18 protein-coding genes and 1 pseudogene are annotated in these 22,721 nt (G+C 49.6%); 8 read left to right on the forward strand and 11 right to left on the reverse strand.

Annotated features, from left to right (window positions below; all coding sequences use genetic code 11):
* The first annotated feature begins 35 nt into the window (after positions 1-35).
* Positions 36-1,073: a methylcobamide:CoM methyltransferase MtaA gene (mtaA, locus tag FTO70_RS15305; RefSeq protein ID WP_255336633.1), complete on the forward strand. Its 1,038-nt coding sequence runs from the start codon at positions 36-38 to the stop codon at positions 1,071-1,073.
* Between the two features lie 572 nt (positions 1,074-1,645).
* Here mtaA and FTO70_RS15310 read toward each other — a convergent pair.
* The 3 genes from FTO70_RS15310 to glpX all read right to left on the reverse strand — a co-directional run bounded on the left by FTO70_RS15310 (position 1,646) and on the right by glpX (position 5,231).
* Entirely contained in the window at positions 1,646-2,011 is a 366-nt protein-coding gene (locus FTO70_RS15310) for a cupin domain-containing protein (RefSeq protein ID WP_255336634.1), read from the reverse strand.
* Between the two features lie 639 nt (positions 2,012-2,650).
* Positions 2,651-3,958, reverse strand: a complete 1,308-nt coding sequence (locus tag FTO70_RS15315) for a tRNA (N(6)-L-threonylcarbamoyladenosine(37)-C(2))-methylthiotransferase (RefSeq protein ID WP_255336635.1) — start codon at positions 3,956-3,958, stop codon at positions 2,651-2,653.
* 184 nt (positions 3,959-4,142) lie between these two features.
* On the reverse strand, positions 4,143-5,231 hold the full coding sequence (glpX, locus tag FTO70_RS15320) for a class II fructose-bisphosphatase (protein ID WP_255336636.1): 1,089 nt from the start codon (positions 5,229-5,231) through the stop codon (positions 4,143-4,145).
* A 283-nt stretch (positions 5,232-5,514) separates the two neighbouring features.
* Here glpX and FTO70_RS15325 point away from each other — a divergent pair, with 283 nt between their 5' ends.
* Positions 5,515-6,309, forward strand: a complete 795-nt coding sequence (locus FTO70_RS15325; protein ID WP_255336637.1) for a type 1 glutamine amidotransferase — start codon at positions 5,515-5,517, stop codon at positions 6,307-6,309.
* Here the strand turns inward: FTO70_RS15325 and cgi121 are convergent.
* Complete coding sequence (gene cgi121 / locus FTO70_RS15330; protein ID WP_255336638.1) at positions 6,301-6,825, reverse strand: KEOPS complex subunit Cgi121; 525 nt, start codon at positions 6,823-6,825, stop codon at positions 6,301-6,303. The genes FTO70_RS15325 and cgi121 overlap by 9 nt on opposite strands.
* Before the next feature lie 231 nt (positions 6,826-7,056).
* The gene (gene cooS / locus FTO70_RS15335) at positions 7,057-8,958 is read right to left on the reverse strand and encodes an anaerobic carbon-monoxide dehydrogenase catalytic subunit (protein ID WP_255336639.1); all 1,902 of its coding nucleotides are present in this window, start codon (positions 8,956-8,958) and stop codon (positions 7,057-7,059) included.
* Between the two features lie 369 nt (positions 8,959-9,327).
* Here cooS and larA (FTO70_RS15340) point away from each other — a divergent pair, with 369 nt between their 5' ends.
* On the forward strand, positions 9,328-10,590 hold the full coding sequence (gene larA / locus FTO70_RS15340; RefSeq protein WP_255336657.1) for a nickel-dependent lactate racemase: 1,263 nt from the start codon (positions 9,328-9,330) through the stop codon (positions 10,588-10,590).
* Positions 10,591-10,748: 158 nt separating this feature from the next.
* Positions 10,749-12,008 (forward strand): nickel-dependent lactate racemase, encoded by a 1,260-nt coding sequence (gene larA, locus FTO70_RS15345; protein WP_255336658.1) that lies wholly within the window; start codon positions 10,749-10,751, stop codon positions 12,006-12,008.
* Between the two features lie 528 nt (positions 12,009-12,536).
* Here larA (FTO70_RS15345) and FTO70_RS15350 read toward each other — a convergent pair.
* Positions 12,537-14,195 carry a sodium:solute symporter gene (locus FTO70_RS15350; protein ID WP_255336640.1) on the reverse strand — a complete coding sequence of 553 codons (1,659 nt, stop codon included), beginning with the start codon at positions 14,193-14,195 and terminating at the stop codon, positions 12,537-12,539.
* Positions 14,196-14,275: 80 nt separating this feature from the next.
* Positions 14,276-14,434 (reverse strand): symporter small accessory protein, encoded by a 159-nt coding sequence (locus tag FTO70_RS15355; RefSeq protein WP_255336641.1) that lies wholly within the window; start codon positions 14,432-14,434, stop codon positions 14,276-14,278.
* Positions 14,435-14,802: 368 nt separating this feature from the next.
* Here FTO70_RS15355 and FTO70_RS15360 point away from each other — a divergent pair, with 368 nt between their 5' ends.
* Positions 14,803-15,282, forward strand: a complete 480-nt coding sequence (locus tag FTO70_RS15360) for a hypothetical protein (RefSeq protein WP_255336642.1) — start codon at positions 14,803-14,805, stop codon at positions 15,280-15,282.
* Here the strand turns inward: FTO70_RS15360 and FTO70_RS15365 are convergent.
* Entirely contained in the window at positions 15,263-16,153 is an 891-nt protein-coding gene (locus FTO70_RS15365) for a LysR family transcriptional regulator (protein ID WP_255336643.1), read from the reverse strand. The two genes, FTO70_RS15360 and FTO70_RS15365, sit on opposite strands and share 20 nt — an antisense overlap.
* A gap of 122 nt (positions 16,154-16,275) precedes the next feature.
* On the opposite strand from FTO70_RS15365, the gene FTO70_RS15370 reads away from it, so the two are divergent.
* From FTO70_RS15370 to FTO70_RS15380, 3 genes and pseudogenes are all read left to right on the forward strand, one after another.
* A complete protein-coding gene (locus FTO70_RS15370; RefSeq protein WP_255336644.1) occupies positions 16,276-16,815 on the forward strand; it encodes a prolyl-tRNA synthetase associated domain-containing protein in 540 nt (179 codons plus the stop codon).
* A 19-nt stretch (positions 16,816-16,834) separates the two neighbouring features.
* Complete coding sequence (gene proB / locus FTO70_RS15375) at positions 16,835-17,632, forward strand: glutamate 5-kinase (protein ID WP_255336645.1); 798 nt, start codon at positions 16,835-16,837, stop codon at positions 17,630-17,632.
* A 23-nt stretch (positions 17,633-17,655) separates the two neighbouring features.
* A pseudogene (locus FTO70_RS15380) lies at positions 17,656-18,129 on the forward strand (transposase); the annotation flags it as partial.
* Between the two features lie 151 nt (positions 18,130-18,280).
* Here the strand turns inward: FTO70_RS15380 and gatD are convergent.
* From gatD to FTO70_RS15395, 3 genes are all read right to left on the reverse strand, one after another.
* The gene (gene gatD / locus FTO70_RS15385) at positions 18,281-19,555 is read right to left on the reverse strand and encodes a Glu-tRNA(Gln) amidotransferase subunit GatD (protein ID WP_255336646.1); all 1,275 of its coding nucleotides are present in this window, start codon (positions 19,553-19,555) and stop codon (positions 18,281-18,283) included.
* A gap of 273 nt (positions 19,556-19,828) precedes the next feature.
* Entirely contained in the window at positions 19,829-21,304 is a 1,476-nt protein-coding gene (gene argH, locus FTO70_RS15390) for an argininosuccinate lyase (RefSeq protein WP_255336647.1), read from the reverse strand.
* Positions 21,305-21,793: 489 nt separating this feature from the next.
* The gene (locus FTO70_RS15395; protein WP_255336648.1) at positions 21,794-22,645 is read right to left on the reverse strand and encodes a UbiA family prenyltransferase; all 852 of its coding nucleotides are present in this window, start codon (positions 22,643-22,645) and stop codon (positions 21,794-21,796) included.
* Positions 22,646-22,721: the final 76 nt, after the last annotated feature.

The following is a 22,721-nucleotide window of genomic DNA, read 5'->3' on the forward strand; positions in this document are numbered from 1 at the left end:
TTGAAAAAAAGTTGGTAAAAAAAGGAGCCAGAAAAATGGAAACAAATCTCAGGAAAAACTTTCTTAATGCCCTGCATGGAAAGCCCGTCGAAAGAGTCCCGGCCCTTTCGGTAACCCAGACCGGTACCTGGAAACTTATGGACATGACCGGTGCCTCCTGGCCCGACGCACATTCCGACCCGGAAAAGATGGCAGCCCTTGCCCTTGCCGGACACGAAATTGCAGGCCTTGAAGCCGTCCGCTACCCCTACTGCCTGACCGTGCTTGCCGAAGCCCTGGGCTGCGAGGTCCGGATGGGCACAAAGAGCATCCAGCCCTCGGTCCTATCCCATCCATTCTCAAAAGGTCCCGAAGGCCTCAAAGTTCCCGAAGCCCTGCTGGAAAAGGGAAGAATTCCCGTCGTCCTCAAAGCAACCGAAATCCTGAAAGCCAGGACCGGGGGAGAAGTCCCCCTGATCGCAGGCATGGAAGGTCCCCTGACAGTCTTTTCCCACCTCGCGGAAATAAAAAGCTGCCTCATCTGGATGATAAAAAAGCCCGATTATGTCGCCCAATTCATGGAAACCTGTACCGAAGTCTGCATCGAGTACGCAAATGCCCTCCTCGACCACGGCGCAGACGCCCTCTGCATGCCCGACGGCGGGATAGTAGCTTCCGGAATGATGCCCCCTTCAGTCCTGGAAGACTCCGTCAAACCCTTCTACAAAGAATTCTGCAAAAACCTGAAAGGCCCCAAAATCCTCCACATCTGCGGCGAAGTAGGAGGCTCCCTGAAAACCCTCTCCGAGTGCGGCTTCGATGCCATCAGCATCGAAGAAAAAGTCAGCATAAAAGCCGCAAAAGCCTCAATAGGAGACCGGGCAAGGTTAATCGGAAACATCTCCCCCTCAGGTACCCTCCTCTTCGGGACCCCCGAACATGTGAAAGCCGAAGCAAAACAGTGCCTCTCGGACGGCGTGGACATCCTCGCCCCCGGCTGCGGAATCGCTCCTATGACCCCGCTTGCGAACATGAGGGCGATTGTGGAGGCAAGGGACGAATGGTATGAGGAGAAGGGTAAAAGAGTGGTATGAGGAGAAGGGTAAAAAGGCGATAATTAAGACAGGGCAACGGGATACATTTTTTGGGAACAAATAAGACAAAGCAACCTTATTAGCCGAATCCTGTGGTTCTTGCCCGCTCGCTTGCGAGCGGTCTTTTCCATGAAAAAAATAGAAGACTCAAATAAATAAAGAAAAGAACTGCCAGTGAAGTTCAAAAGTGTTTAAAGGCGAATGGAAAACAGAGTGAAGCTATCGAACGCAAACACAGCATTTAACATTCCGAGTTCTCATTCCGAGTTCTGAACTATTCATTTAATCCATCGAGAAAAAAGTGTTGACTTTAAGTCAGAGTTTCTTATTCGATTTCAAGTCTGACATAAGAAAATAAGTCTTTTATTTCTATTCATATTCGGAAAAAGCCGGTCAGCAAGCTGACCGGTGAGAGTGCCGGTACCTGAAAGCAGTTTGAAATTAAGGATATGCAGGCACCTAAAGGCAGTCCAAAAACGTTATTTTGGGAGCGAATAAGCAGAAAACAAAACTGAAAATCACGTGATTAGAAATCATTTCATGTGGATTCTGTTGATTTGCTGATTTTGTTACTATTCCATCAATTCCGTATCCTCATGTGCATACCCCGGCGCACAGCAGCAGAGAATTTTCAGCTCCTTTTCACCGGTATTTCTGATCCTGTGTGGGGTTCCCGGCGGGATGCAGACAGTATCCCCTACCCTGACTTCGAACTCCTCATTGCCGAGGGTCATTATCCCGCTGCCTTCGGTGATGTGATAGATTTCTTCAGCCACCGCATGTTTATGAAGGATCGTAACTCCTCCCGGCGGCACCGTGGCTTCGGCGAGGCTCTGGTTTGAGTTTCCGTGGACTGAGGGGTGCATGAGTTCACGGATTATTGAGCCGTCTTTGGTGGTGTAGGGTTCGACTTTTTCGTATTCGGTTTTAAGGGGCACTCTAATGACCTCCGGGATAAAAATTGATAAGCTCCCGGATTACAGAAGAAGCCAAAATATTTAATTGTGCGTCCTGCAGATGCCGGCGAGCAGGGGGCGGTTTACATCGCTGCCGGGGCTGATGGTATGGACGGTGATGTTGAAAGCGTATTTCCTTAATACCTTATCTAACCTTTATTGTCCCGCTCGTTTACGAGCGGCGTTTTCCATGAAAGACACGAAGACACTCGGTGTAAAAAAACGCTGCCAATGACGTTGGAAAAGCACAAAAAACACACTGAAATAAAACAATGAAACTATCAAAAGAGCACACAGAATCAACAGCCAGGAATGAGGAAGTTTGCTCTGATTTGTTTTTCGCAGGCTGTGGGAAGCAAGAATCTTCATTTTTCTTTTTTCATTAGGAAAAGGCCGGTCGCAAGCGACCGGTGAGTACGCCGGTACTTACAAGCAGTTCGAAACAAAAGGTGCATTGGAAACGGAAAACAGCTCTAAATGAATGATGCACTGGTATCCGAGAACGATTTGAAATGAAACGAAATGAAAAGAAATGGAACGAAACGAAATGAAAAGAAATGTACGCCGGCACAAGAGAACGGGTCGAAACAAACTTACGCCGGCATCCAGGGACGGGAAAACTCATTCTTCAAGCAGTTTCCCCAGGAAATACCCGGGCTTTGCAGCTGTAATTTCCACGCTGGCGTATTCGCCGGGCTTGAGGTTTGAGCCGCTTATGACCACGGGGCGGTAGGAGTCGGTGCGGGTGAGGACGTCTCCGAGTTCGGTGTATTTCGAGACAAAGACCCTGCCTTTCCAGCCGATCATCTGCTGCTTGGACCCAAGTTTGATCTGCTCGCAGACTTTGTGCAGGTCGTGGGAGCGCTGGACGGGAATCCGGGAGTCGAGGTTCCGGAAGGTGAAGGCTTTCGTGTGGGGGCGGGGGGAGTAGCGGGAGATGTTGACTTTTTCTGGGCGGTATTTTTTGACCCATTCGACGGTTTCTTCGAAATCCTCGTCGGTTTCATCACAGAAGCCCACGATTATGTCGGTGAAGAGGGAGAGGTCGTCGAAGCGGGAGCGGAATTTTGTTATGATTGTGTCCACGGCGTCCATTTTGTGCAGGCGGTTCATGCGTTTCAGGACGGAATGGGAGGCAGACTGGATGGGAAGGTGGAGGAGTTTGAAGATCTTGTCGGAGTCGAAGGCGTCCACCAGGTCGTCGAGGATGGGGAGAACGGAAAAGGGGTTCATCATGCCGACCCTTACCTTGAAGTCGCCGGGGATTTCCGAGATCAGGCGCAGGAGCTCGGGGAGCTTAAAGCCGGTGTCCATGCCATACTGGCTGTCGTCCTGGGAGGTGAGCCAGATTTCCCGGCAGCCTTCGGCAACGGCGGAGCGGATGTCTTCGACTATGGCTTCGGGAGGGAATGACTGGAGCTTTCCCCGGGCGTGCCTGACTATGCAGTAGGAGCAGGCGAAGTTGCAGCCCTGGGAGATCTGGCAGATGTGGATATTGGGGTTTGAGCGCTCGCGGGGGACGTTCAGGAAGCCCAGGGGCTCGGAAGTCCGGATCTCCAGGCGCCCGGCTAGCAGGCCTTCCTTTTTCCTCTGCTCGATTGAGGCAAGGAGGTCTCCGAGGCGGGAAACTGCATTTACGCCCAGGATATGGGCTTCGGGGTTGGCGTGCAGGATGTCGTCTAACTGGACTTCGGGCATACAGCCTGAAACAACCACTTCCAAACCCTTCTCGCCCATGCTGCGGATTTTGTAGAGGATCTTCTGCTCGGTGGTGTACTTGACGGTGCAGGAGTTGCAGATATAGACCTCCGCCTTTTCCGCCTCACCGGAACACAGCAGTTCATGTCCTAGCCTCTCCACAGCTGCTTTCATTATCTCGCCCGATGCCTGGCTTGCCGAGCAGCCAAAACTTTCAAGATAGACCTTCATATTCTAACGGACCCTTTTTGCTCTGAATTTTCACATAAATTTCCGGACAATAAATTTCCGGACAATATATTTCCGGCATGCATTCGTTTTTCCGGTTCTTAACCTTTTTTCAAAAAAGAAGAAAAAGAAGGAAAAAGAGGAAAAAGAAAAGAATGTTGAAAAAGGTAGTAAAGGTAAAAAGGATTTACAGGTAGAGGGGAGTCTCCCGCTTATCCTTTATGTATATGCTGTCCGTGAACCTGACGGCACCTGAGGAGCCCATGGAAACTGTGTGCACCCTGGCATCCCCGTTGCCGAAGAGGTTGACTTCGCGCAGGAAGTGGCCGGGAGTTACGGCTGTTGCGGAAAAGATCACATCTTTTCCTGGGACCAGCTTATCCGTGTCCAGGACTTCGTTGAGGTTTTCTAAGGTAATTCCCATCCTCTCGAGCCTGGGGAGCTTTTCTTCGATTTCTTCCTCGATCTTATCCTTTGGCTTCCCGTTTGCAACCGTGGGAAGCACAAGCCTCCCCAAGATCTTTCCGCCCAGGATCTTGATTGCAGCTGCCGTGAGCACGGCTTCCCCCGAGCCGCCTGCACCCATTACCATGTGGATGCCCGAGCCGCGGACTGCGGTTGCAACCCCTGGCATAAGGTCCCCGTCCGTGATCAGCTTGACGCGGGCTCCGGCTTCCCGGATCTCGGTTATTTTCTGGGCGTGCCTGGGCCGGTCAAGGATAACGACCACAAGCTCTTCAACGCTTCTTTCCAGGGCCTTTGCGACGATCTCAAGGTTGTGCCGGACCGGAGCGTCCAGGTCGATCTTTTCACCGGGGTGTTCTTTTTCATACTGCACAACCTCGGGCCCTACAACGATCTTATCGATATAGATGTCAGGGCCGTGGAAGATCCCGCCTCTTTCGGCCATGGCCATGACTGCGACAGAGCCGGGAGCCCCGTCAGCGGTCAGGTTTGTCCCTTCCAGGGGGTCGACGGCAATGTCCACCTCAAGGTCACCCTTGCCGGTCCCCACTTCTTCCCCGATGTAGAGCATGGGCGCTTCGTCGCGTTCCCCTTCTCCAATCTTGATTATGCCCTTCATGTCCAGCCTGTTCAGCATCCTCCTCATGGATGCAACCGCCACCTGATCGGCAAAATGCTTGTCTCCGCGCCCCATCTGGTAGGCTGCGGCAATGGCAGCGGCTTCCGTCACCTGGACGAGCCTCGGCAGTAAATCACACTCAATCGGGCCAGCACACTCGATCATTTCTTCTACAGTCTTTGGGTGAGGCATGATAATCGACTCTATTCTCCTGCTTCCTGATAATGAAATTCTATTTTTAAAGTAGAATTAATTTTTGGTAATGAAAAGATTCATTTTTAAGAGCTGTTCTTCGCCTTTTTATGTGACCTGTTGGCTTAATCTTATATTAAGTCTATTGCTCCACCCCGGTGTTTTATACTGGAGACAAATATTTATCAAATGAAACGTTTATCGCATGAGACCCTCCAGGCAATATATTCTTTTGAAAAACAAAAAAAACCTTTCATTGTCCGTTCCTCAAGGTGAAACCCCCATGAAAATCCACTGTCTCCAGCACCTGGAAAACGAAACCCTCGGAAATATCGGGACCTGGATATCCCAAAAAAACCACACGCTCACAAAAACCCTGCTTTACGGGGAAGCCCCCTCCTTTCCGGACCCCGAAGAGTTTGACCTGCTCCTTATAATGGGAGGCACGATGAGTGTCTACCAGGAGGAAGAATACCCCTGGCTAAAGCCTGAAAAGGATTTTGTCAGAAGGTCTATCGAAACCGGAAAACCGATTCTCGGGAGCTGTTTCGGCGCCCAGATGCTTGCAGAAGTCCTGGGCGGGAAAGTCACCCGGAACAAATACAAGGAAATCGGCTGGCACAGGGTAAGTTCAGTAAGAGAGGTGAGTTCAGTAACCAGTGAAAATGTGAATCCAAGCCTTCCTGCCCCGGGCCTTCCTGCCGGCATGTTCCCTGGATTTACCGCCTTCATGTGGCACGGGGACACTTTTGAGATCCCTGCAGGGGCAGTCAAACTTTTCGAAAACGAAGCCTGCCCGAACCAGGGCTTTATCTACAACGGGAACGTGCTCGGACTGCAGTTCCACCCCGAAGCCGACAGCCAGTGGATAGAGAACCTTATAACTGACCAGGGACACGAAATCGTGGAAGGAAAATACATCCGGCCGGAAAAGGAAATCCGGGGGCAGGATCATTTCCTTGAAAGCTCCAGGGACCTTGCTTTCGCCCTTATGGACTGGTTTGAGGAAAAAGTAGAAGGAATGGTAAAATTTCAGATGAGAACCGGAAAGGAAGTAAGAGCTGAAGACTCATTTTGAGATATCTGCCAGCGCCACCCTCTCAAGCACAAACTCGGGAATCTTCTCTTCTCCTGCAGCCTCAATTTCCGCAGCCGTGATCCCGAAGAGGGCAAGTATCCCTTTTCTTTTGGACTCAGAGTAGGCGAGCAGTTCGGGACACGGCTTTTCTTCAATTAGCTGTTTCATTTCAGAGAGAGAGGAAAGTACATCGTCCCTTTTTCCGAGCAGCACGAATGCAGCGCTGTTCTCCCCTTCATGCAGCCCTATAGAGAAACTCTTTTCAATCTGTCTTTCCCCGGCCGCATAGCGCATGATCTCAATTCCGGGGTCTTTTGCCACGTTCCTGCCTGCAGCCACTGCCCGGAGAGCCTTTCCTACAGCAAAATGGAGGTGCCTCTCACCTGCAATCAGATCAGCATTCAGCCCCTGGATTACGACGTCATGCCCGGAGGCGATGGAACTTACCACCTTCAGGAATTCCCGAAGGACAGGGACCTGGACTGTCCCGCAGAGAATCTGGATTTCCCTTTGCATTTCCATACCCCTGCCATAGCCCTGAATTTACAATAAGGATTTCGGTTGAGGATCTCTTGAAAAGAAACAGGGAAGAGAGAGGGGGAGAAGAGAGGGGAGAAGAGAAAGGAAAGGAAAGGAAAGGAAAGGAAAGGAAAGGAAAGGAAAAAAATGATAGGAAAGGAAAGGAAGAGTACGTGATGAACGGAATCATCACGGACTTCCATGCCAATAGAGTAGAATCCCGGGATTTCAGATCCCGAGCTTATTCCTCTTTTCCATTATGTGCTGTTCTATCCCGTCGGCTGCCTTTACGGCATCCTTTTCCACGCTCAGGACTCCGCCTGTCACTTCTTTGCAGTCTTCGGTCAGCAGTTTGACCAGGGCCGGGCCTCCGGTGACGGTCGGGACAGGGTTTACGTAGGTGTAGAGCCCGAAGGCAAGGGCAAAGATGGCGTCAATTGTGGCTTTCTGCTCCATGTACTCGGGGGCAGCGGCAGCTACCGGCAGGGCTGGGACAGGAGCTCCCAGGACTGCGGAGATGGCTCCGAGGAGGTCTGCAAGCCTTCCGGTGTCGGTGCAGGTCCCGTAGCTGAGCACGGGCGGGACACCCAGGGCTTCGCAGACTGCCTTTAAGCTGTCCCCGGCAAACTCCCGGGCTTCGGGAGAGCAGAGGCCTGCAACCTGCATTGCCCCGTTCCCGCAGCCCAGGGAGAGGACCAGGATGTTCCTTTTAATCAGCTCTTTTACAACTGCAACGCTGTGCGTGTCCTGCCCGGAGTCCCTTAAGGTGGTACAGGAAACCATGCCGACCACTCCTTTGATTGCACCGCTTTTTATGGCATCAAGGAGGGGGTCGAGGGTGCCTCCGAGGGCTTCAAGGATGCTTTCGGTTGAAAAGCCGACAACTGCTTCTTTCATCGGGAGTTTCAACAAGGGTTCTACCGAGCTTTTCCGGTTTTTGAAGTTTTCAATTGCCATTTCCAGAAGCTTTGATGCCTGCCTTCCAGCTTCAATCGGGTTGTAGTTCAGGCGCTCGGTAATGCCTTCAAAGGCCACGAGTTCGCTTACTGGCATGAGTTTGAACCCGTATTTTTCGGCGTAAAGGGGAGCGACCGGAAGCGAGCAGTTCATGTCTGCGGCAAAAAGGTCCACACTCCCGCTTGCAAACACCGCTTCCTGGGAAATCCAGTTCCCGGTAAAACCGTAGAAGATATCGTCTTCCTCCCACCTCTGGATCATTTCCTGCCCGGTCTCGATGCTGGCAATGACCCTCAGGCCTTTTGCTCCTGCAGCTTTTGCTTTCTCCTGCCACTCGGGTTTTCTTGCGAGCTGGACCATGGCAAAGCCGAGGAAAGGTTCGTGCCCGTTCGGGAGCACGTTTACATACTCCGGGTCAAGTACCCCGAGGTCAACCCTCATCATGTGGGGCCTTGGGATTCCGAAAAGGATGTCCTGGCAGTACTCGTTTACTATCTGGCTCTGGTATGCCATTGCCACGCCCAGGCGCATGGCTTTTAAGGCCAGGCTCACGTAATACCCGTCCACGTTTGTCAGGCAGGAGCTTGTGGAAAACATCATCTCCCCGTAGATCCCCCCCGGGAATATGCCCAGCTCTTCCCACCTTTTCTTTCTTTCGGGAGGAGCAAGGGCTTCCACAATCTTGCTGGGCTCGTAGGCAGGCCTGTTAAAGTCCTTCTCCACAAATTCACAGAGGCGAAGGGCAATTTCCGAATCAGTCCCCAGGGTCTCGACCCCCAGCCTGCCCGCAAATGTCCTCAGTTTTTCCGGCTCTTTTATGGAGTAAGGGGTTTTGCCTTTTGCAGTTTCCCGGAGGGTCCGGATTGTCTGGTCCGTGTGGTACTGGTAGGTGGATGCCCCCATCACGTTCCGAAGCAGCATCATCCGCATCGCCATGCCGTCGGCTGTAATCCCGCATACGCCTCTCTTGTCTTTTTCGGCATCCGAACGGCAGGGGCCGTTGGAACAGAGGTCGCAGCGGACTCCTTCCATACAGAAAGTACACCTGCGGTCAGGAACCCCACCCAGGCCCTGGGCCTCATAGCGGTCCCAGACGTTGGTCATATTGTCTTTTTTAATTTTCTCGTACATTTTCCGTACGGACTCGTGGTAGGAAATTCTCTCTTTTTCCATTGGTTTTCACTCCCCTTTTCAGGTTCAGTTTCAGCATGTTATGAATTCGGCATGTTATGAATTCGGCATGTTATGAATTCGGCATGTTATGAATTCGGCATGCTATGAAAAGCGTTGATTTTTGCATCATTTTTGAAGGTTCTGTCTTCCCCGCGGCTTTTAACCCGCGCCCCTTTCAGACAGAACCCCATATATGACTATCCCTGTAAACTCTATTATGCTTCCAATAGTAAATAATCCTGCATGCACGTTTGAAAGAGTAATTCGTCTATTCCCGATTTTACTTTTTTTGTCCTGTCTGTTTTTGATTTTTCAATATCGTTTTTCAATATCGTTTTATAGCATTAAAATAAATTCGCGGGCATGAACATGAAGACAAATACGAAAACGATCCCTCTTGCTTTCGGCAGTGGGGTAGTGGAGCTGGAAATCCCCGAAAAAAACCTTTCCAGCGTCATACTGCCATCGGAACCTGAAGCCAGGGAAGACGAAATATCCATCATCAAAAAGGCGCTCCTGAACCCTGCAGGCAGTAAGCGCCTCTCAGAGCTTGTGGGTCCCGAATCCAGGGCCGTAATCATTGTAAGCGACATAACCCGGCCCACCCCCTCTGCGAAACTTTTACCCCCTCTCCTTGGAGAGCTCCGGCTCGGAGGGGCCAGGGACGAAAATATCACAATCGTCTTTGCCCTGGGGCTGCACCGCAGGCAGACCGAAGAGGAGTGCAGGAAGCTTGTGGGGGATGAAATCTACGAAAGCATCCGCTGCATCCAGCACGATAGGGAAAAGTGCCGCCGCCTGGGTGAGACAAGTTTCGGGACCCCGGTTGAGGTCTTTGAAGAAGTAGCGGCCGCAGACCTCATTATCGGCACGGGGACCGTTGAGTTCCATTATTACGCGGGCTACGGCGGCGGGGGAAAATGCATCCTTCCGGGAGTCAGTTCGGAAAGAGCCGTGCTTTCCTTCCACGGTTTTTACAGCAAACTCTTCGAAAGCGAACCCCTTTCGGGAAGAGTCGACAGCCCTGCAAGGCAGAACATAGAAGAAGCCGCAAAAATCGCAGGCCTTGCCTTCATCTTGAACGTGGTTATCAACAGCAGGAAAGAAATCGTTGCAGCCGCTGCCGGGGATTTCATCCAGGCCCACCGGAAAGGGGCAGAGTATGTGGATGCCATGTACAAGGTTCCTGTGGAGCCTGCGGACGCGGTCATCGTTTCCTGCGGGGGCTTTCCGAAGGACATAAACCTTTACCAGGCGACCAAAGCCCTGGAAAACGCCGTCCCTGCCGTAAAAGAGGGAGGCTCGATTGTCCTTGTAGCCGAATGCGCAGAAGGGCTAGGAGACGAGGTGTACGAGCGCTGGAGCCTGGAATGCAAAACCCCGGATGAGGCGGTTGAAAAATTCAGGCACTGCTTTGAGTTCGGAGGGCATAAGAGTGCCATTGTAGGAAAGGCTGCCGGACAGTTCAAGCTCTACATGGTATCAAAACTTTCCGAAGACATCAGCAGGAGCACTTATTTCATCCCCATGGAAAGCGTGCAAAAAGCCCTTGATGCAATCCTTGCGGAAAACCCGGATGCGAAAATCCATGTGATGCCGGATGGGGGATGGACTCTGCCTGTCCGGAAATAAGCCTGCCGGACCACTATAATTTGTGTGAAATATTAAGCAAAATATGAAATTTTGTGTCTGATGGTATTTGCAGTTTTGAACTGCAGTTTTGAGGTGCAGGGCCCTATTGTTTACCTATATGATTTTATAGCATCAGTACGAAATGACCGGCCATGAACATGAAGACAAATATAAAAAAGATTCCACTCGCTTTCGGCAGCGAGAAATTAGAGCTGGGTGTTCCTGATAAAAACATCTCCAGCATCATCCTGCCCTCGGAACCTGAAAACAGGGAAGATGGGGCTTTTTTAATCAAAAAGGCGCTTGAAAACCCCATAAACAGCCGGCGCCTCTCCGAACTTGTAAACCCCGAATCAAAGATTGCTGTCATTGTAAGTGATGTGACCCGCCCGACCCCCACCGCAAAAATCCTTCCTCCGCTCTTTGATGAACTCTACCTTGGAGGAGCAAGGGACGAAAACATAATTATCGTCTTTGCCCTCGGGCTGCACAGGCAGCAGACCGAAGAGGAGTCAAAGAAGCTGGTAGGAGAGGAAATTTACGGCAAAATCCGCTGCATCCAGCATGATACCGGCAGGTGCAGGCGGATCGGAGTAACATCCCGCGGGACCCCGATAGAAGTCTTTGAAGAAGTCCTGGACGCTGATGTTGTTGTCGGGACCGGAGGAATCGAGTTCCACTACTACGCAGGGTACAGCGGCGGTGCCAAGTCCGTCCTCCCGGGCGTAAGTTCGGAAGAGTCCGTACTTACCAACCACAAGATGATGATTGAGGAAAAGGCAGTTTCCGGAAGGGTAGACAGCCCTGTCCGACAGGACATGGAAGAAGCCGCAAAAATCTTCGGGCTTGACTTTATCCTGAACGTCGTGCTCGACAGCAAAAAAGGGATCGTTGCTGCCGTTGCCGGGGACTTTATCGAAGCCCACAGGAAAGGGGTCGAGGCCGTAGATTCCATGTACAAGGTGCCTGTGGAGCCTGCAGACGCTGTTATAGTATCCTGCGGAGGCTACCCGAAGGACATAAACCTCTACCAGGCAAACAAGTCCCTTGACAATGCAACCCAGGCCGTAAAGGAAGGAGGTTCCATAATCCTTGTGGCCGAATGTGCCGAAGGGATAGGAAACCAGGTCTACGAGTGCTGGAACAGGGAATGCAGGACGCCGGATGATGCTATCGAACGCTTCAAGCACTGCTTCGAGTTCGGAGGGCACAAGAGCGCAATTGTCGCAAAAGCCTCAAAGAGATTCAAGCTTTACCTGGTCTCAAAGCTCCCAGAAGAACAGACCCGTTCGGCATTCTTTACCCCCGTGGCAGACATACATGAAGCTCTTTCTGCAGTCCTCTCGGAAAATCCTGACGCAAAAATCCACCTGATGCCTCACGGCGGGCAAACCCTCCCGGTAAGAAAAGAGGAGTGAAAATTCTCTCTTATTTTTCCTCATCTTTTCTTCTTCATCTTTTCTTCTTCATCTTTTCTTCTTCATCTTTTCTTCCTCATCTTTTCTTCCTCATCTTTTTCCACAAAGAAATCTCTGATAATTAGAATGAGGTGCATGACTCAGGATTTTAGAATCAATGCCTTGAGCCGCGGCTTTTCGCAAAATATGTATGCTTTTTTTGAGCGGTGCAATAGAACATGAAGCTGGTTTGTTCAGGTCCTGAAGTTTTTTTCTGTATTTTTAGGGAAAGGCCGGCCGACTTCGCGGCCGGTGAGTATTCGGGGTGTTGCTAAGTAGTGAAAACCATGAGGGAGGCTGGTTCACTAAAGGAAAGGTGAAATACAGATGTTTACGGGGACGAATGTTTACGCGGAGCCGTATTCAATCAGGATAAAAAAAGAAGAACAGAGTAGAAAAAGAACAGAGTAGAAAAAGAAAAGAGTAGAAAAAGAAAAGAAGGGAAAAAGAAAAGAAGGGATAATCCCTCTCTTAAGCCGCCGGGCAGCCTTAAATGCTTGCCGTATCGGCTGTTGTGTGTGCGGGCTGTCCGAGGGCGTCTTCATCATCGTCTTCGGGCCTGAGACTGTAGCATTTTTCCAGGAATTTCTCCGGCATTGGCTTTGTTGCAAGGCTTACCACGACTGCCACAAGGAAAGCAAGCGGAGTTGCGATCAGGATCGGGTCCACAAGGGGCCAGGTGCCTGAAAGCAGGGTGGCTTTCCCGAAGATTGCCTGGCAGATTCCCAGGGGGACTGCTTCTTTTGCGTGGACGAAGGTTAGCCAGAAAAGGCTGCTCACGGACCCGACGACCAGGCTTGCCACGGCTCCTTCCCTTGTTATGCGCTTCCAGAAGAGTGCCCCCATGTATATGGGCAGGAAGGCCGAGGTACAGAGGCCCATGAACATTGCAGTTGCCCGGGCGATGATGCTTTCCGGGAGGATGTAAGCCAGGATGACCGAGAGCAGGATGGAAAATGCCATTCCGATCCTGGTGGCGTGGATGGTGGTGCCCCTTGACTTTCCTTTCATGATACCTTCCTGGTAGAAGTCGTGCCCGATGGCCGTACCCATTGCATGGAACTGGGCTCCCGAAGTGGACATGGCAGCCGAGAGCAGGCTCAGCATGAAGAACATCACAAATAGTTCAGGCATGGCGCTGTTCAGGTACGCCGGCATGATAAGGTCCGTGTTGCCTCCTGCAACCTCAAGGGCGATCTGGCCCGTGGTCCTGTAGAAGTATACGTTGGAAAGGGCTCCCACCACGTAAGCCACGCCTGCCATCATAAGGATGAAGGGGCCGCCCACGAGGACTGCCCTTTTTAAGGAGCGGTCGTCTTTGACAGTCATGAACCTGACTGCGAGCTGCGGCTGGGCGAGCACACCAATTCCGACTCCCAGGAAGAGGGTCGAGACCATTGTCCACCAGAGCGGGGAGCCGAAAGCAGGCATTGCTGTCCAACCCTGGTGCCCTATGTCGACGAGGGACTGCGGGACCAGGGGTGCCATATCGGTTAGCGCCTGGTGGGCTCCCACAACTCCTCCGAGTTTTATGTAGGTAAAGATAAGCAGGAAGGCCATTCCGAGAAACATGAGGGTGCCCTGGAAGGCATCCACGTACATGACGGAAAGCAGCCCGCCTTTGAGAACGTAGGAAGCAATGATAATCGTGAAGATAAGAAGAGCGAAGTTGTAGTTGATTCCCAGGGTCGTCTCAAGGAAACGTGCAGCTCCGATGAGTACGCTTCCTGCATATAGCGGCATGAAAATCCCAATCAGAAGCCCGGAAAAACCCTGGATGAAGCGGGACTGAAAACGCCTCCCAAGGAATTCCGGAAATGTAACTGCTCCCAGGTTGAGCCCCATGCGCCGGGTTTTAGGCCCGAAGAGCACGAAAGCGATGAAAATGCCGAAAAAGATGTTCATAAAGACAAGCCAGAGAAGCCCCATACCTAAGGAAGCGGCCACTCCTCCGAACCCTATGATCGCAGAGGTGCTGATAAATGCCGCCCCGTAAGAAAGGGCCATGATGGCGGGGTGCACCTTCCGGCCGGCGAGCATATACCCATCGGTCTGGGAACTCTTCCTGTAACCCATGCGGGCGAGGTAGAAGATGCACACGAGGTAAATGAGAACAAGAAAGATTAGCGTAGAAGTACTGACTGCCATAAAAATCGTTCCGGAATAGTTTCAAAAAGCTGTTTTTTCGAAGGCATGCCCGAAAAGTGCGGGCTGGCACCAGGACCGGTTCACTGGTCCTGAACCGCTGCTCTCGAAGTGCTGCTTTTTACTGTCTGCTCTTCTTCCCCGCCTTTCCAGTTCAGTGCTCCGTAAACCATGCATCCGAGCGCGCTTAATACACATGAAACGTATGCAAGCCAGATTTGAGGATCATCGATTCCTAACATCTCTACACCCTTCACAATTATAATAATTTTAATCTGCTAGTGGCTAACATGACACTTGCTAGCATAGTACATAATAGTTTTTTGTTATTTAAAAGTATTGTATGAGGAATGCCGGACTTAACAAATTTATAAAATGTAATGCGGAGTAATAATACGGAGTAATAATACGGAGTAATAATACGGAGTAATAATACGGAGTAATGTATCAGTTAATTCAATTAGTTAACTCAATTAGATGTTAAGCCTTGAATTTAATTCGAGAAACTTTTACTTTCAGTTTTGTAATTTTCATTATCCCGTCTCCACATCCATTATAATGGCTACATATCCATTACACAGTCTGTGAGGGTGCGCTTACGGGCAAATTGATGGAAATCAGCCTTATTGTCCTGTTTTTGATTGTCCTGGGAATTGGGGCGTTGAATTACCATACAAACAAACTTTATGAGGAGAGTTTCTCGAGCAGCTATGAATACGACATAACTCTGGAGACTGATTCGGAATTAAGGAACGTGACCCTTTATCTCCCTCTGCCTTTGTATGAGGGCGAATCCGCAATTGGGAATGAACTCACAGGCAGAATTTCTCAGGAAACCAGAGGAGGGGATTTAAGCATTGAGGATACGGAACATGGAAAAATGCTTTCACTGAGGACTGATAAATTCGTCCCTGGATTGCGCCTTCCCCCTGAAGCCATAAGCGATGCTCCGGAGGTAGCAAAAGAACTGACTGAAACCGGTGATACGGAAGTGGCAGGGCAAAGTCCAGAAGAAGCCCTTCCTCTGGATGAATACTCAGGAAATCTTTCAGATGGCGGGGACGTAGTTGTTACACATTTTCTTTCTTAGAGTTGTTCCTGCATTGCAGATAGTCTAAAAATCGCTTAACTGCAAGCGATGCAGATTTTTTATCTCTCATTGCAAGACCAATCTTACGGTACGCCGGTATGTCCAGTTCCTTTATTACAATTCGGTATGGAATACGCTGCAAAATAAGCTCCGGCAAAATACTAATTCCCAATCCACTTTCGACCATTGACATGATGGCATAATCATCCCATGTTGTAAAACGTACTTTTGGTTCAATATTACATTTTTCAAATATTTCCGATATTTCAGCCTTAGCGCCTTTTTCTAAAAGCATGAAAGGGTAATCACATAGCGCCTTTACAGGAAAGTATTCACAGTCGGCCATCGGATGATCTTCCGGCAAAACAACAAGCAGCTTATCCTGCTCCAAAAATATCGTTTCAAACTCCGGGTGTGTAGGAAGCCGGAGGAAACCGCAATCAACGCGCCCCTCGGAAATCCAGCTTTCAATTTCCGTATAGTCGCCCAACAGAAGCTCGTAATCGATATTAGGGTAGTCCTTTTGAAACTCTTTGATGATATTCGGAAGCCAATGGGTCGCTACACTTGAAAATGTACCAATCCGAATTAGCCCCGATTTCAAGCCGTTCAGTTCGTCCACTTGCACCTGCAATTTCTGATATTCGTTACATACATTTTGAGCAAACGGCAATAGCTTTAATCCGTCGGAAGTCAGGCGCACACCGGCGCGCCCACGTTCAAGAATCGACACGCCCCACTCCTTTTCCAAGTCGTTAATCATGCGGCTGATGCCGGATTGGGAGTAGTTCAATACTTCTGCCGCCTTTGTAAAGCTGCCATATTCAACAGTTTTGACAAAAGCCATATATTTTTGAATGTTCGTGTCCATGCGATTCTCACCTGCTTTACATCTGAATATGTAATGTTAAGTGGTATAAACATTCGCTTTCGTAATCCATAAATACATGATACGTTATAAATGCAGACATTTCAGGTGAAAGGAAATTGATTATGTTCTTTGTAAGTGATATTTATACAACAGCGCCGTCCGGGTTTAAGACGGAGCTCCAGGAAAAAACATTTAGAGTATTGCAAGACCTGCATATCCCGTTTGAGCGCGTCGATACCGACGAGGCAATTACGATGGACGATTGCGTTCAGATTAATAAGGCGCTAGATATGAAAATGGTCAAGACGCTGTTTCTGTGCAACAGAAAGCAGACAGAGTTTTTCCTCTTTGTTACCACAGCAGACAAGCCGTTTAGCGCAAAGGAGTTCAGTAATGCGTTGGGTGTTTCCCGCGTTTCTTTTGCTCCTGCGGACTTGATGGGAAAGATGCTGGGAACAGAGATAGGTGCAACGACTGTTTTCAGCGCCTTATTGGATAAGGAGAATGGGTTACAGATTGTTTTCGATAAGGATATTCTTGCGGAAGAATGGTATGGGTGCAGCGACGGCACGACTACCGGGTTTATGAAAATCAAAACATCACAAATCTTCCATGATTTTCTGACGTTTACAAAACACTCTCCCAGGATTATTCACGTGTAGCGAAAGAAAGGTGAATAATTTGAGTTTGTATCAAAACAGAATTGTTGTCAAAGTAGGAACTTCTACCCTGACAAATGATATCGGGAAAAGCGATCTGCGTTCCTTTGACCGCATTGCCTGTGTACTGTCCGATATTCATAACATGGGCCATGAAGTCATTTTAGTTTCATCTGGCGCGATTGCTGTGGGCACGAATAAGCTACAAATGAAAACACGCCCAACGAGTATGCGTTTGAAGCAGGCTGCCGCTGCGGTAGGACAATGCAGCATTATGCACTTATACGACAAATTTTTCAATGACTACGACAAGACTATCGCACAGATTTTGTTGAACGCCGAGGATATGGAAATGGAGGAAAAGAAGGAAAATCTGATAAACACCTTTGACGCATTGCTTGAAATGGGCATTATCCCGGTTGTGAATGAAAACGACTCTGTTAGCTATACCGAAATCGAATCGGAAGATAGACTATTTGGCGATAACGATATGCTCTCTGCGGTTGTCGCAGTATTGTGCAGAGCGCAAAAACTCGTCATTCTGTCCGACATTGACGGCTTTTATGACAGTGATCCTCGCCTCCATCCCAACGCAATACGGATAGAGCGTATCAACGCAATAGACGAGGGCGTGCGATCATTAGCCGGAGGCGTGGGTTCTCGGCGCGGTACAGGCGGTATGAAAACTAAACTGCAAGCGGCAAAGCTGGCAACAGCGCAGGGGATTGATACTATCATTACAAACGGCAAAAATCCGTCCGCTCTGTATGAAATCATCAAAGGGGGCAGCGTTGGTACGCTTTTTGTCGGTAAACGATAATTTGTGGAGACTTCAAAAACAAAATCAAATCTTCAAAAAATCAAGTTTGGACTTTACCTCCAGATATTCGAGATCTCATTCCTTCGATCATATCTGCTATTTGGTTGAGTCTTTTGTAGATGAAATGAATTTTATTGAATTTGAAATCAAGTACAATGTCCTGGGCACCCTTCTTATCATCCTCGCATATTATGCAAGATTTTGATTCAATCGATGCTTGATAGAGTACGAAGGTCGCGAGCGATAGCTCGCAATGTTCGAGAAAATGTATTTACATGTATTTGGCTGGAAACCTGAAACCCGATTTTAGAATAATCAGTGACTTTCGAAAGGAAAATGGAAAAATGATCACCAAACTGTTCAAAAATACAGTTGCGGCGGCTAAAGATCATGGAGTGATAGGTCTTGAGCAACTAAGCATAGATGTATCCATGGTAAAAGCTTCTGCGTCAAATAACAGTGCTGTTATAGAAGACGTTTTGAAAGTTATTGTAGAGATTGCTACGTTATTACCATCAGTAATTGTCGGACAGCATGTGAAGGACGGGGTATCCGTGACCCTCCGCGCTCCCGATTTAATGAATTGAAGAAAAAAATAGAAAGGAAAAGGGAAATAAAAAAGAAAAAATTTTGAGCTTATTTTCTCCTTTACTTTAGTGTGCACTCAGTGATTTCCCCGCTGAGGTCGTTTTTAAGCATTTCAACGGCCTTTTCAAAATCATCGGTCTGCCCGAGTACCCACATAAGCTTGACAAGGGCGGTTTCGGGAAGGGTGTCTTCCCCTTCTACTGCTCCGGCTTTTAACATGTCGCGGCCTGTGTCGTAGACGCGGTCGCAGATCCTGCCGTTCAGGCACTGGGATGTGACCACCACGGGCATTTTTGCGTCCACTGCTTTCCTTAGCATGGGAATCCATTTTGTGGAGACGTGACCCAGCCCCGTACCTTCAAGGACAAGGCCTCTGTATCCGGCATTTATATAGTAGTCGAGGACTGCAGGGTCTGCACCGGGGGTGAACTTGACGAGGGCGCACTTTGCTTCCATGCCGGGCTTGAATTTAAGGGATTTTTCCCCGCGTTTCGTGTAGTCCACGATGGTTGTAATCTCGCGGGTGTTGTAGTCAACGGTCCCTATGGGCAAGGAGTTGACGGACTTGAAGGCGTCCCTGCGGGAGGTGTGCATCTTCCTTACTTTTGTTCCGCGGTGGATCTCACAGTAGTCGTCCGAGGTCGTGCCGTGCATGACCAGCGAAACTTCGGCAATGTCGCTTATTGCAACCAGGGCTGCACAGATGGCGTTCATGGCGTTGTCGCTGCTCGGGCGGTCGGCACTCCTCTGGGAACCAACGAAGACGATTGGCACCGGGGTTTCGATCATGAAGGAGAGGGCTGCAGCCGAGTACATCATGGTGTCCGTCCCGTGGGTGATGATCACGCCATCGGCTCCGGCTTCGATCTCTTCCACAACAGCCTTTGCGAGGTTTTGCCAGGAGTCGGAGTCCATGTTCTCGGAGAGGATGCTTGAAATTACCCTTCCCTTGAAATCCGCAATTTCCTTAAGTTCGGGAATTGCCGCGAGGATGTCGTCGGCGGTGAACTGGGAGGTAACGGCTCCTGTCCGGTAGTCGATCTTGCTGGCAATAGTCCCGCCGGTGGAAAGGATCGCGACTTTAGGGAGTATCTTCCCGGCCCCGGCCGGAGGCTCACCCCCGGCTTTGCATTCTTTTACCCCTTTTCCGTTCTTTGGGCCTTCTTCCCCGTTGCTTTCAAGACGGGTTATACGGACCCTGTCCGTAGAAAAGCCGGCATTGTACCCGCTCTTCATCTTGATAGTGATGTACCCTTCCATTGAAGGCATCACCTTGCCTTCATACACTGTGCCGTTCTTTTCTATGCTTACCCGGTCGCCCTGTTTGAATTCCATGATAATTCCCTTTTTCCTCTGTTGGATAATATGATCTTAAAATTCCCTTTATTCCGTAATTTTTCTGCTTTACTATGAGGTCAACGTAATATTAAAAGGTTAGATGTGAAAGGTTTAGAAATAAAAGGTTTAGATGTAAAGGTTAGATGTAAAGGTTAGATGTAAAGGTTAGATGTAAAGGTTAGATGTAAAGGTTAGATGTAAAAGGTTAAATGAGGTATTAAAACCTCAACCTCCGTTTTAAAATTTTGGTTTAAAATTTTATTTTAAAGCTTAGTCCTTCCTGTATTCCTCGACCACCGAAAGCAGATTTTCGAAAGCCGAGTCAATAGAATCTTTCAGGGTTGCAATTTCCTGTTCGTTGAGTTCCAGGTCAGCCTGCCGCTTTCCCAGGTAGCGCTGCATTTCTTCGGGGGCCGGGCCTCCCGGAACCTTTCTCCTCTCAATATTCGAGACCGGGTTGAGGGCTTCCCTTACCATCTTTTCCGTAAGCCCCCTGTCCGAAAGCGACTCTCCCAGCACTACTTCGGCTATGGAGTCTATTTTTTCCAGGGTGGGCTTTTCGCTGTCCCTGGCCAGCACCCCTACGAGCTGGTGGGCAGTCCTGAAGGGGATCCCGGTTTCCCGGACAAAGGTGTCTGCAAGTTCGGTAGCTGTGGTAAAGCCCGTAACCGACTGGGCTGCAAGCACATCAGGGTGGACTTTCATTGTCCTTGCCATCCCTTCCATGACCCTGACCGAAGCCCGGACGGTTTCTGCGGAGCGCCAGATGTTGGGGGTTGCTTCCTGCAGGTCCCGGTTATAGCTCAGGGGAAGCCCCTTACAGATCGTAAGGAGAGACATAAGCGCACCGGTTGCAACGCCTGTTTTCCCGCGCATAAGTTCTGCAGTATCCGGGTTTTTCTTCTGGGGCATGATCGAGGAGGTGGAGGCATACGTGTCGTCCAGCTCGATGAAGTTGAATTCCGAGGAAGACCAGACAACCAGCTCTTCAGCCATCCTGCTCAGGTTGATCATGAGGTTTGCAAACACCGAAGCACATTCGATCAGAAAGTCCCTGCTGCTTACCGCGTCCATGGAGTTTTCAAGCATGCCTGCAAAGCCCAGGAGTTCCTGGGTCCGCTTCCTGTTGAGGGAAAAGCCCGTGGATGCAAATGCAGCAGCGCCCAGGGGGCACAGGTTCACCCTGGAAAAGGCATCCAGCACCCGGTCAAAGTCCCTGGAGAGTGCGGATTCGTGGGCGCTGAGGTGGTGGGCGAGGGTGGTAGGCTGGGCATGCTGCAGGTGGGTAAAGCCGGGCATGAGGGTTTTTGTGTGCTTTTCTGCAAGGGCAAGGAAGGTCTTTCTGAGAGTGAAGAGTTCCTCAAGGAGCCCGAGCAGCTCGTCCCTCAGGGCCAGCCTTATGCAGGTAGCAACCTCGTCATTTCTGGAACGCCCGGAGTGCATCCTGCCCCCAACTTCTTCCCCCACCATGTCGATTAAGCGGGATTCCAGGGAAATGTGGATGTCCTCGTAGCTGAAGTCGAGCTTTTCCATCCCCTCTTCCCGGACTTTCAAAAGCCCGCTCAGGATTTTGCTGCAGTCCTCTCCCCTTATGATGCCCTGCTCTTTCAGCATCACGGTATGCGCAAGGTCAACTGCAATATCAGCGTAGAAAATCCACCTGTCAGCCTCCATAGAGGAGGTATAGCGTAAAATTTCCTCATCCGGGGCAGCTTCTAACCTGCCTCTGCGTAAAATGTTGCTCATCAGGGTCCCTCATGTGAGATTATAAAGTAGGCTTGTGTGATGTGATTGGTTCTATGATGTGATTGATAAGATTGAGAATATCTGTAACCGGTTATGTGTGTAATCGGCAACTAATACCTTTAATACGTCTATCTTTAATACGTCTATACGTCTGATTGATGCCTGTGAGTGATTTATTTTTGCCCGCCTGCTCATAAATAGGCCGAATACCGGAAAATCCGTAGCGTGGTATTATTCCATAACACTTAAATATGAATCGGTTTTCCGGATGTTGCAGTCCTTGTTTAAGTGGATCTTGATCTCGAATCAACCGGAAGGGCGAAACTGCCGCCCAACGGCTGGCGTTACCGGCAAGGGAGGATTTGGCGGGAAAAACCACCAGACGCCAAATCCGCCGTTGGGGCAGAATCCCGAAAGTACGGGCGAATTCCCGCACCTGTCCGTTGCACGCGGTGTTGGGAGGCTTAGAATCAAACTGCCGCCAAACTTTCACCTGACCATTCGAATGATTATGATAATTAAGAATGCCACCAATCCGCTCAGGTATATCCAGCGGATATAAATTCGCCGATTTGCTATTCTCGAGTCCAGCAATTTACTCGTTGAGTACAGAATAACCGCATCCATCAGTAAAATGGGAAACAGATAAATCCACTCTAACCAGCCCAGGAAAAACGGCAAGCTACTTGCAACAATCACCAGTAAGAAAATCGCTCCGCTGATTTTCAAGGCGTTTTCGCGACCAAGTACCAGAGCTAAGGAACGGGACCCTGCGAGACGATCGCCTTCAATATCCATAGCATCTGCCGCAATTTCTTCTCCCAGGTCTACAAGCATTACTATGACCGCAAAAAACCAGACTATGATTTCAAATGGTCTGCCTGCTGCCATACCACCAAAAACAAAAGTCATGCCTACCGAAAAGCTGACCATCAGATTTCCTATAAAACCAGCCTTTTTGAACCTCCAATTGTAAAGAAAACCCACTGCCCATACTAAAATAACTATAAGCAAAGCCTCCAGGCTAATCAGGTAGCCTGTGATAAATCCAAGCATTGTCACTACAATGGAGAGCAAAACAACATCCCGCCCGGTAACAAGCCCTGCCGGGAGCGGCCTTTCCGGGGCGTTTATTCTGTCGATTTCGATATCAAAATAGTCATTCGGGATCAGAGCCGCAGCCGAAATAAAAAAAAAGCTTAGAAACCCCAGTACAATTTCTGTTGTGGCGGGGAGTTCGCCTAATGCCAGCAATTCCCCTAATATCACGCACACTCCCGCAGCAAATGGCAGTTCAAAACGGAATAAGCGAAACAGACCTGGCATTCTTGTTCTGAACATAACAGTATTTCCTCACAATTAACTCAATATTTGCAGCCCAAGTATTGAGTATAACGGAGTGTTTTAATCCTTGTTT

It is taken from the genome of Methanosarcina sp. KYL-1 (assembly GCF_024372725.1).
In the GTDB taxonomy this organism is placed as follows: Archaea; Halobacteriota; Methanosarcinia; order Methanosarcinales; family Methanosarcinaceae; genus Methanosarcina.

Bases quoted from the DNA above. Each gene is read 5' to 3' on its own strand.
- larA (WP_255336657.1), top strand. From the start codon at position 9,328: ATGAAGACAAATACGAAAACGATCCCTCTTGCTTTCGGCAGTGGGGTA.
- larA (WP_255336658.1), top strand. From the start codon at position 10,749: ATGAAGACAAATATAAAAAAGATTCCACTCGCTTTCGGCAGCGAGAAA.
- cgi121 (WP_255336638.1), bottom strand. From the start codon at position 6,825: ATGCAAAGGGAAATCCAGATTCTCTGCGGGACAGTCCAGGTCCCTGTC.
- FTO70_RS15370 (WP_255336644.1), top strand. From the start codon at position 16,276: ATGTTCTTTGTAAGTGATATTTATACAACAGCGCCGTCCGGGTTTAAG.
- FTO70_RS15395 (WP_255336648.1), bottom strand. From the start codon at position 22,645: ATGTTCAGAACAAGAATGCCAGGTCTGTTTCGCTTATTCCGTTTTGAA.
- FTO70_RS15315 (WP_255336635.1), bottom strand. From the start codon at position 3,958: ATGAAGGTCTATCTTGAAAGTTTTGGCTGCTCGGCAAGCCAGGCATCG.
- FTO70_RS15360 (WP_255336642.1), top strand. From the start codon at position 14,803: ATGGAAATCAGCCTTATTGTCCTGTTTTTGATTGTCCTGGGAATTGGG.
- cooS (WP_255336639.1), bottom strand. From the start codon at position 8,958: ATGGAAAAAGAGAGAATTTCCTACCACGAGTCCGTACGGAAAATGTAC.
- FTO70_RS15350 (WP_255336640.1), bottom strand. From the start codon at position 14,195: ATGGCAGTCAGTACTTCTACGCTAATCTTTCTTGTTCTCATTTACCTC.
- FTO70_RS15325 (WP_255336637.1), top strand. From the start codon at position 5,515: ATGAAAATCCACTGTCTCCAGCACCTGGAAAACGAAACCCTCGGAAAT.
- gatD (WP_255336646.1), bottom strand. From the start codon at position 19,555: ATGGAATTCAAACAGGGCGACCGGGTAAGCATAGAAAAGAACGGCACA.
- argH (WP_255336647.1), bottom strand. From the start codon at position 21,304: ATGAGCAACATTTTACGCAGAGGCAGGTTAGAAGCTGCCCCGGATGAG.
- FTO70_RS15355 (WP_255336641.1), bottom strand. From the start codon at position 14,434: ATGTTAGGAATCGATGATCCTCAAATCTGGCTTGCATACGTTTCATGT.
- glpX (WP_255336636.1), bottom strand. From the start codon at position 5,231: ATGCCTCACCCAAAGACTGTAGAAGAAATGATCGAGTGTGCTGGCCCG.
- mtaA (WP_255336633.1), top strand. From the start codon at position 36: ATGGAAACAAATCTCAGGAAAAACTTTCTTAATGCCCTGCATGGAAAG.
- FTO70_RS15365 (WP_255336643.1), bottom strand. From the start codon at position 16,153: ATGGACACGAACATTCAAAAATATATGGCTTTTGTCAAAACTGTTGAA.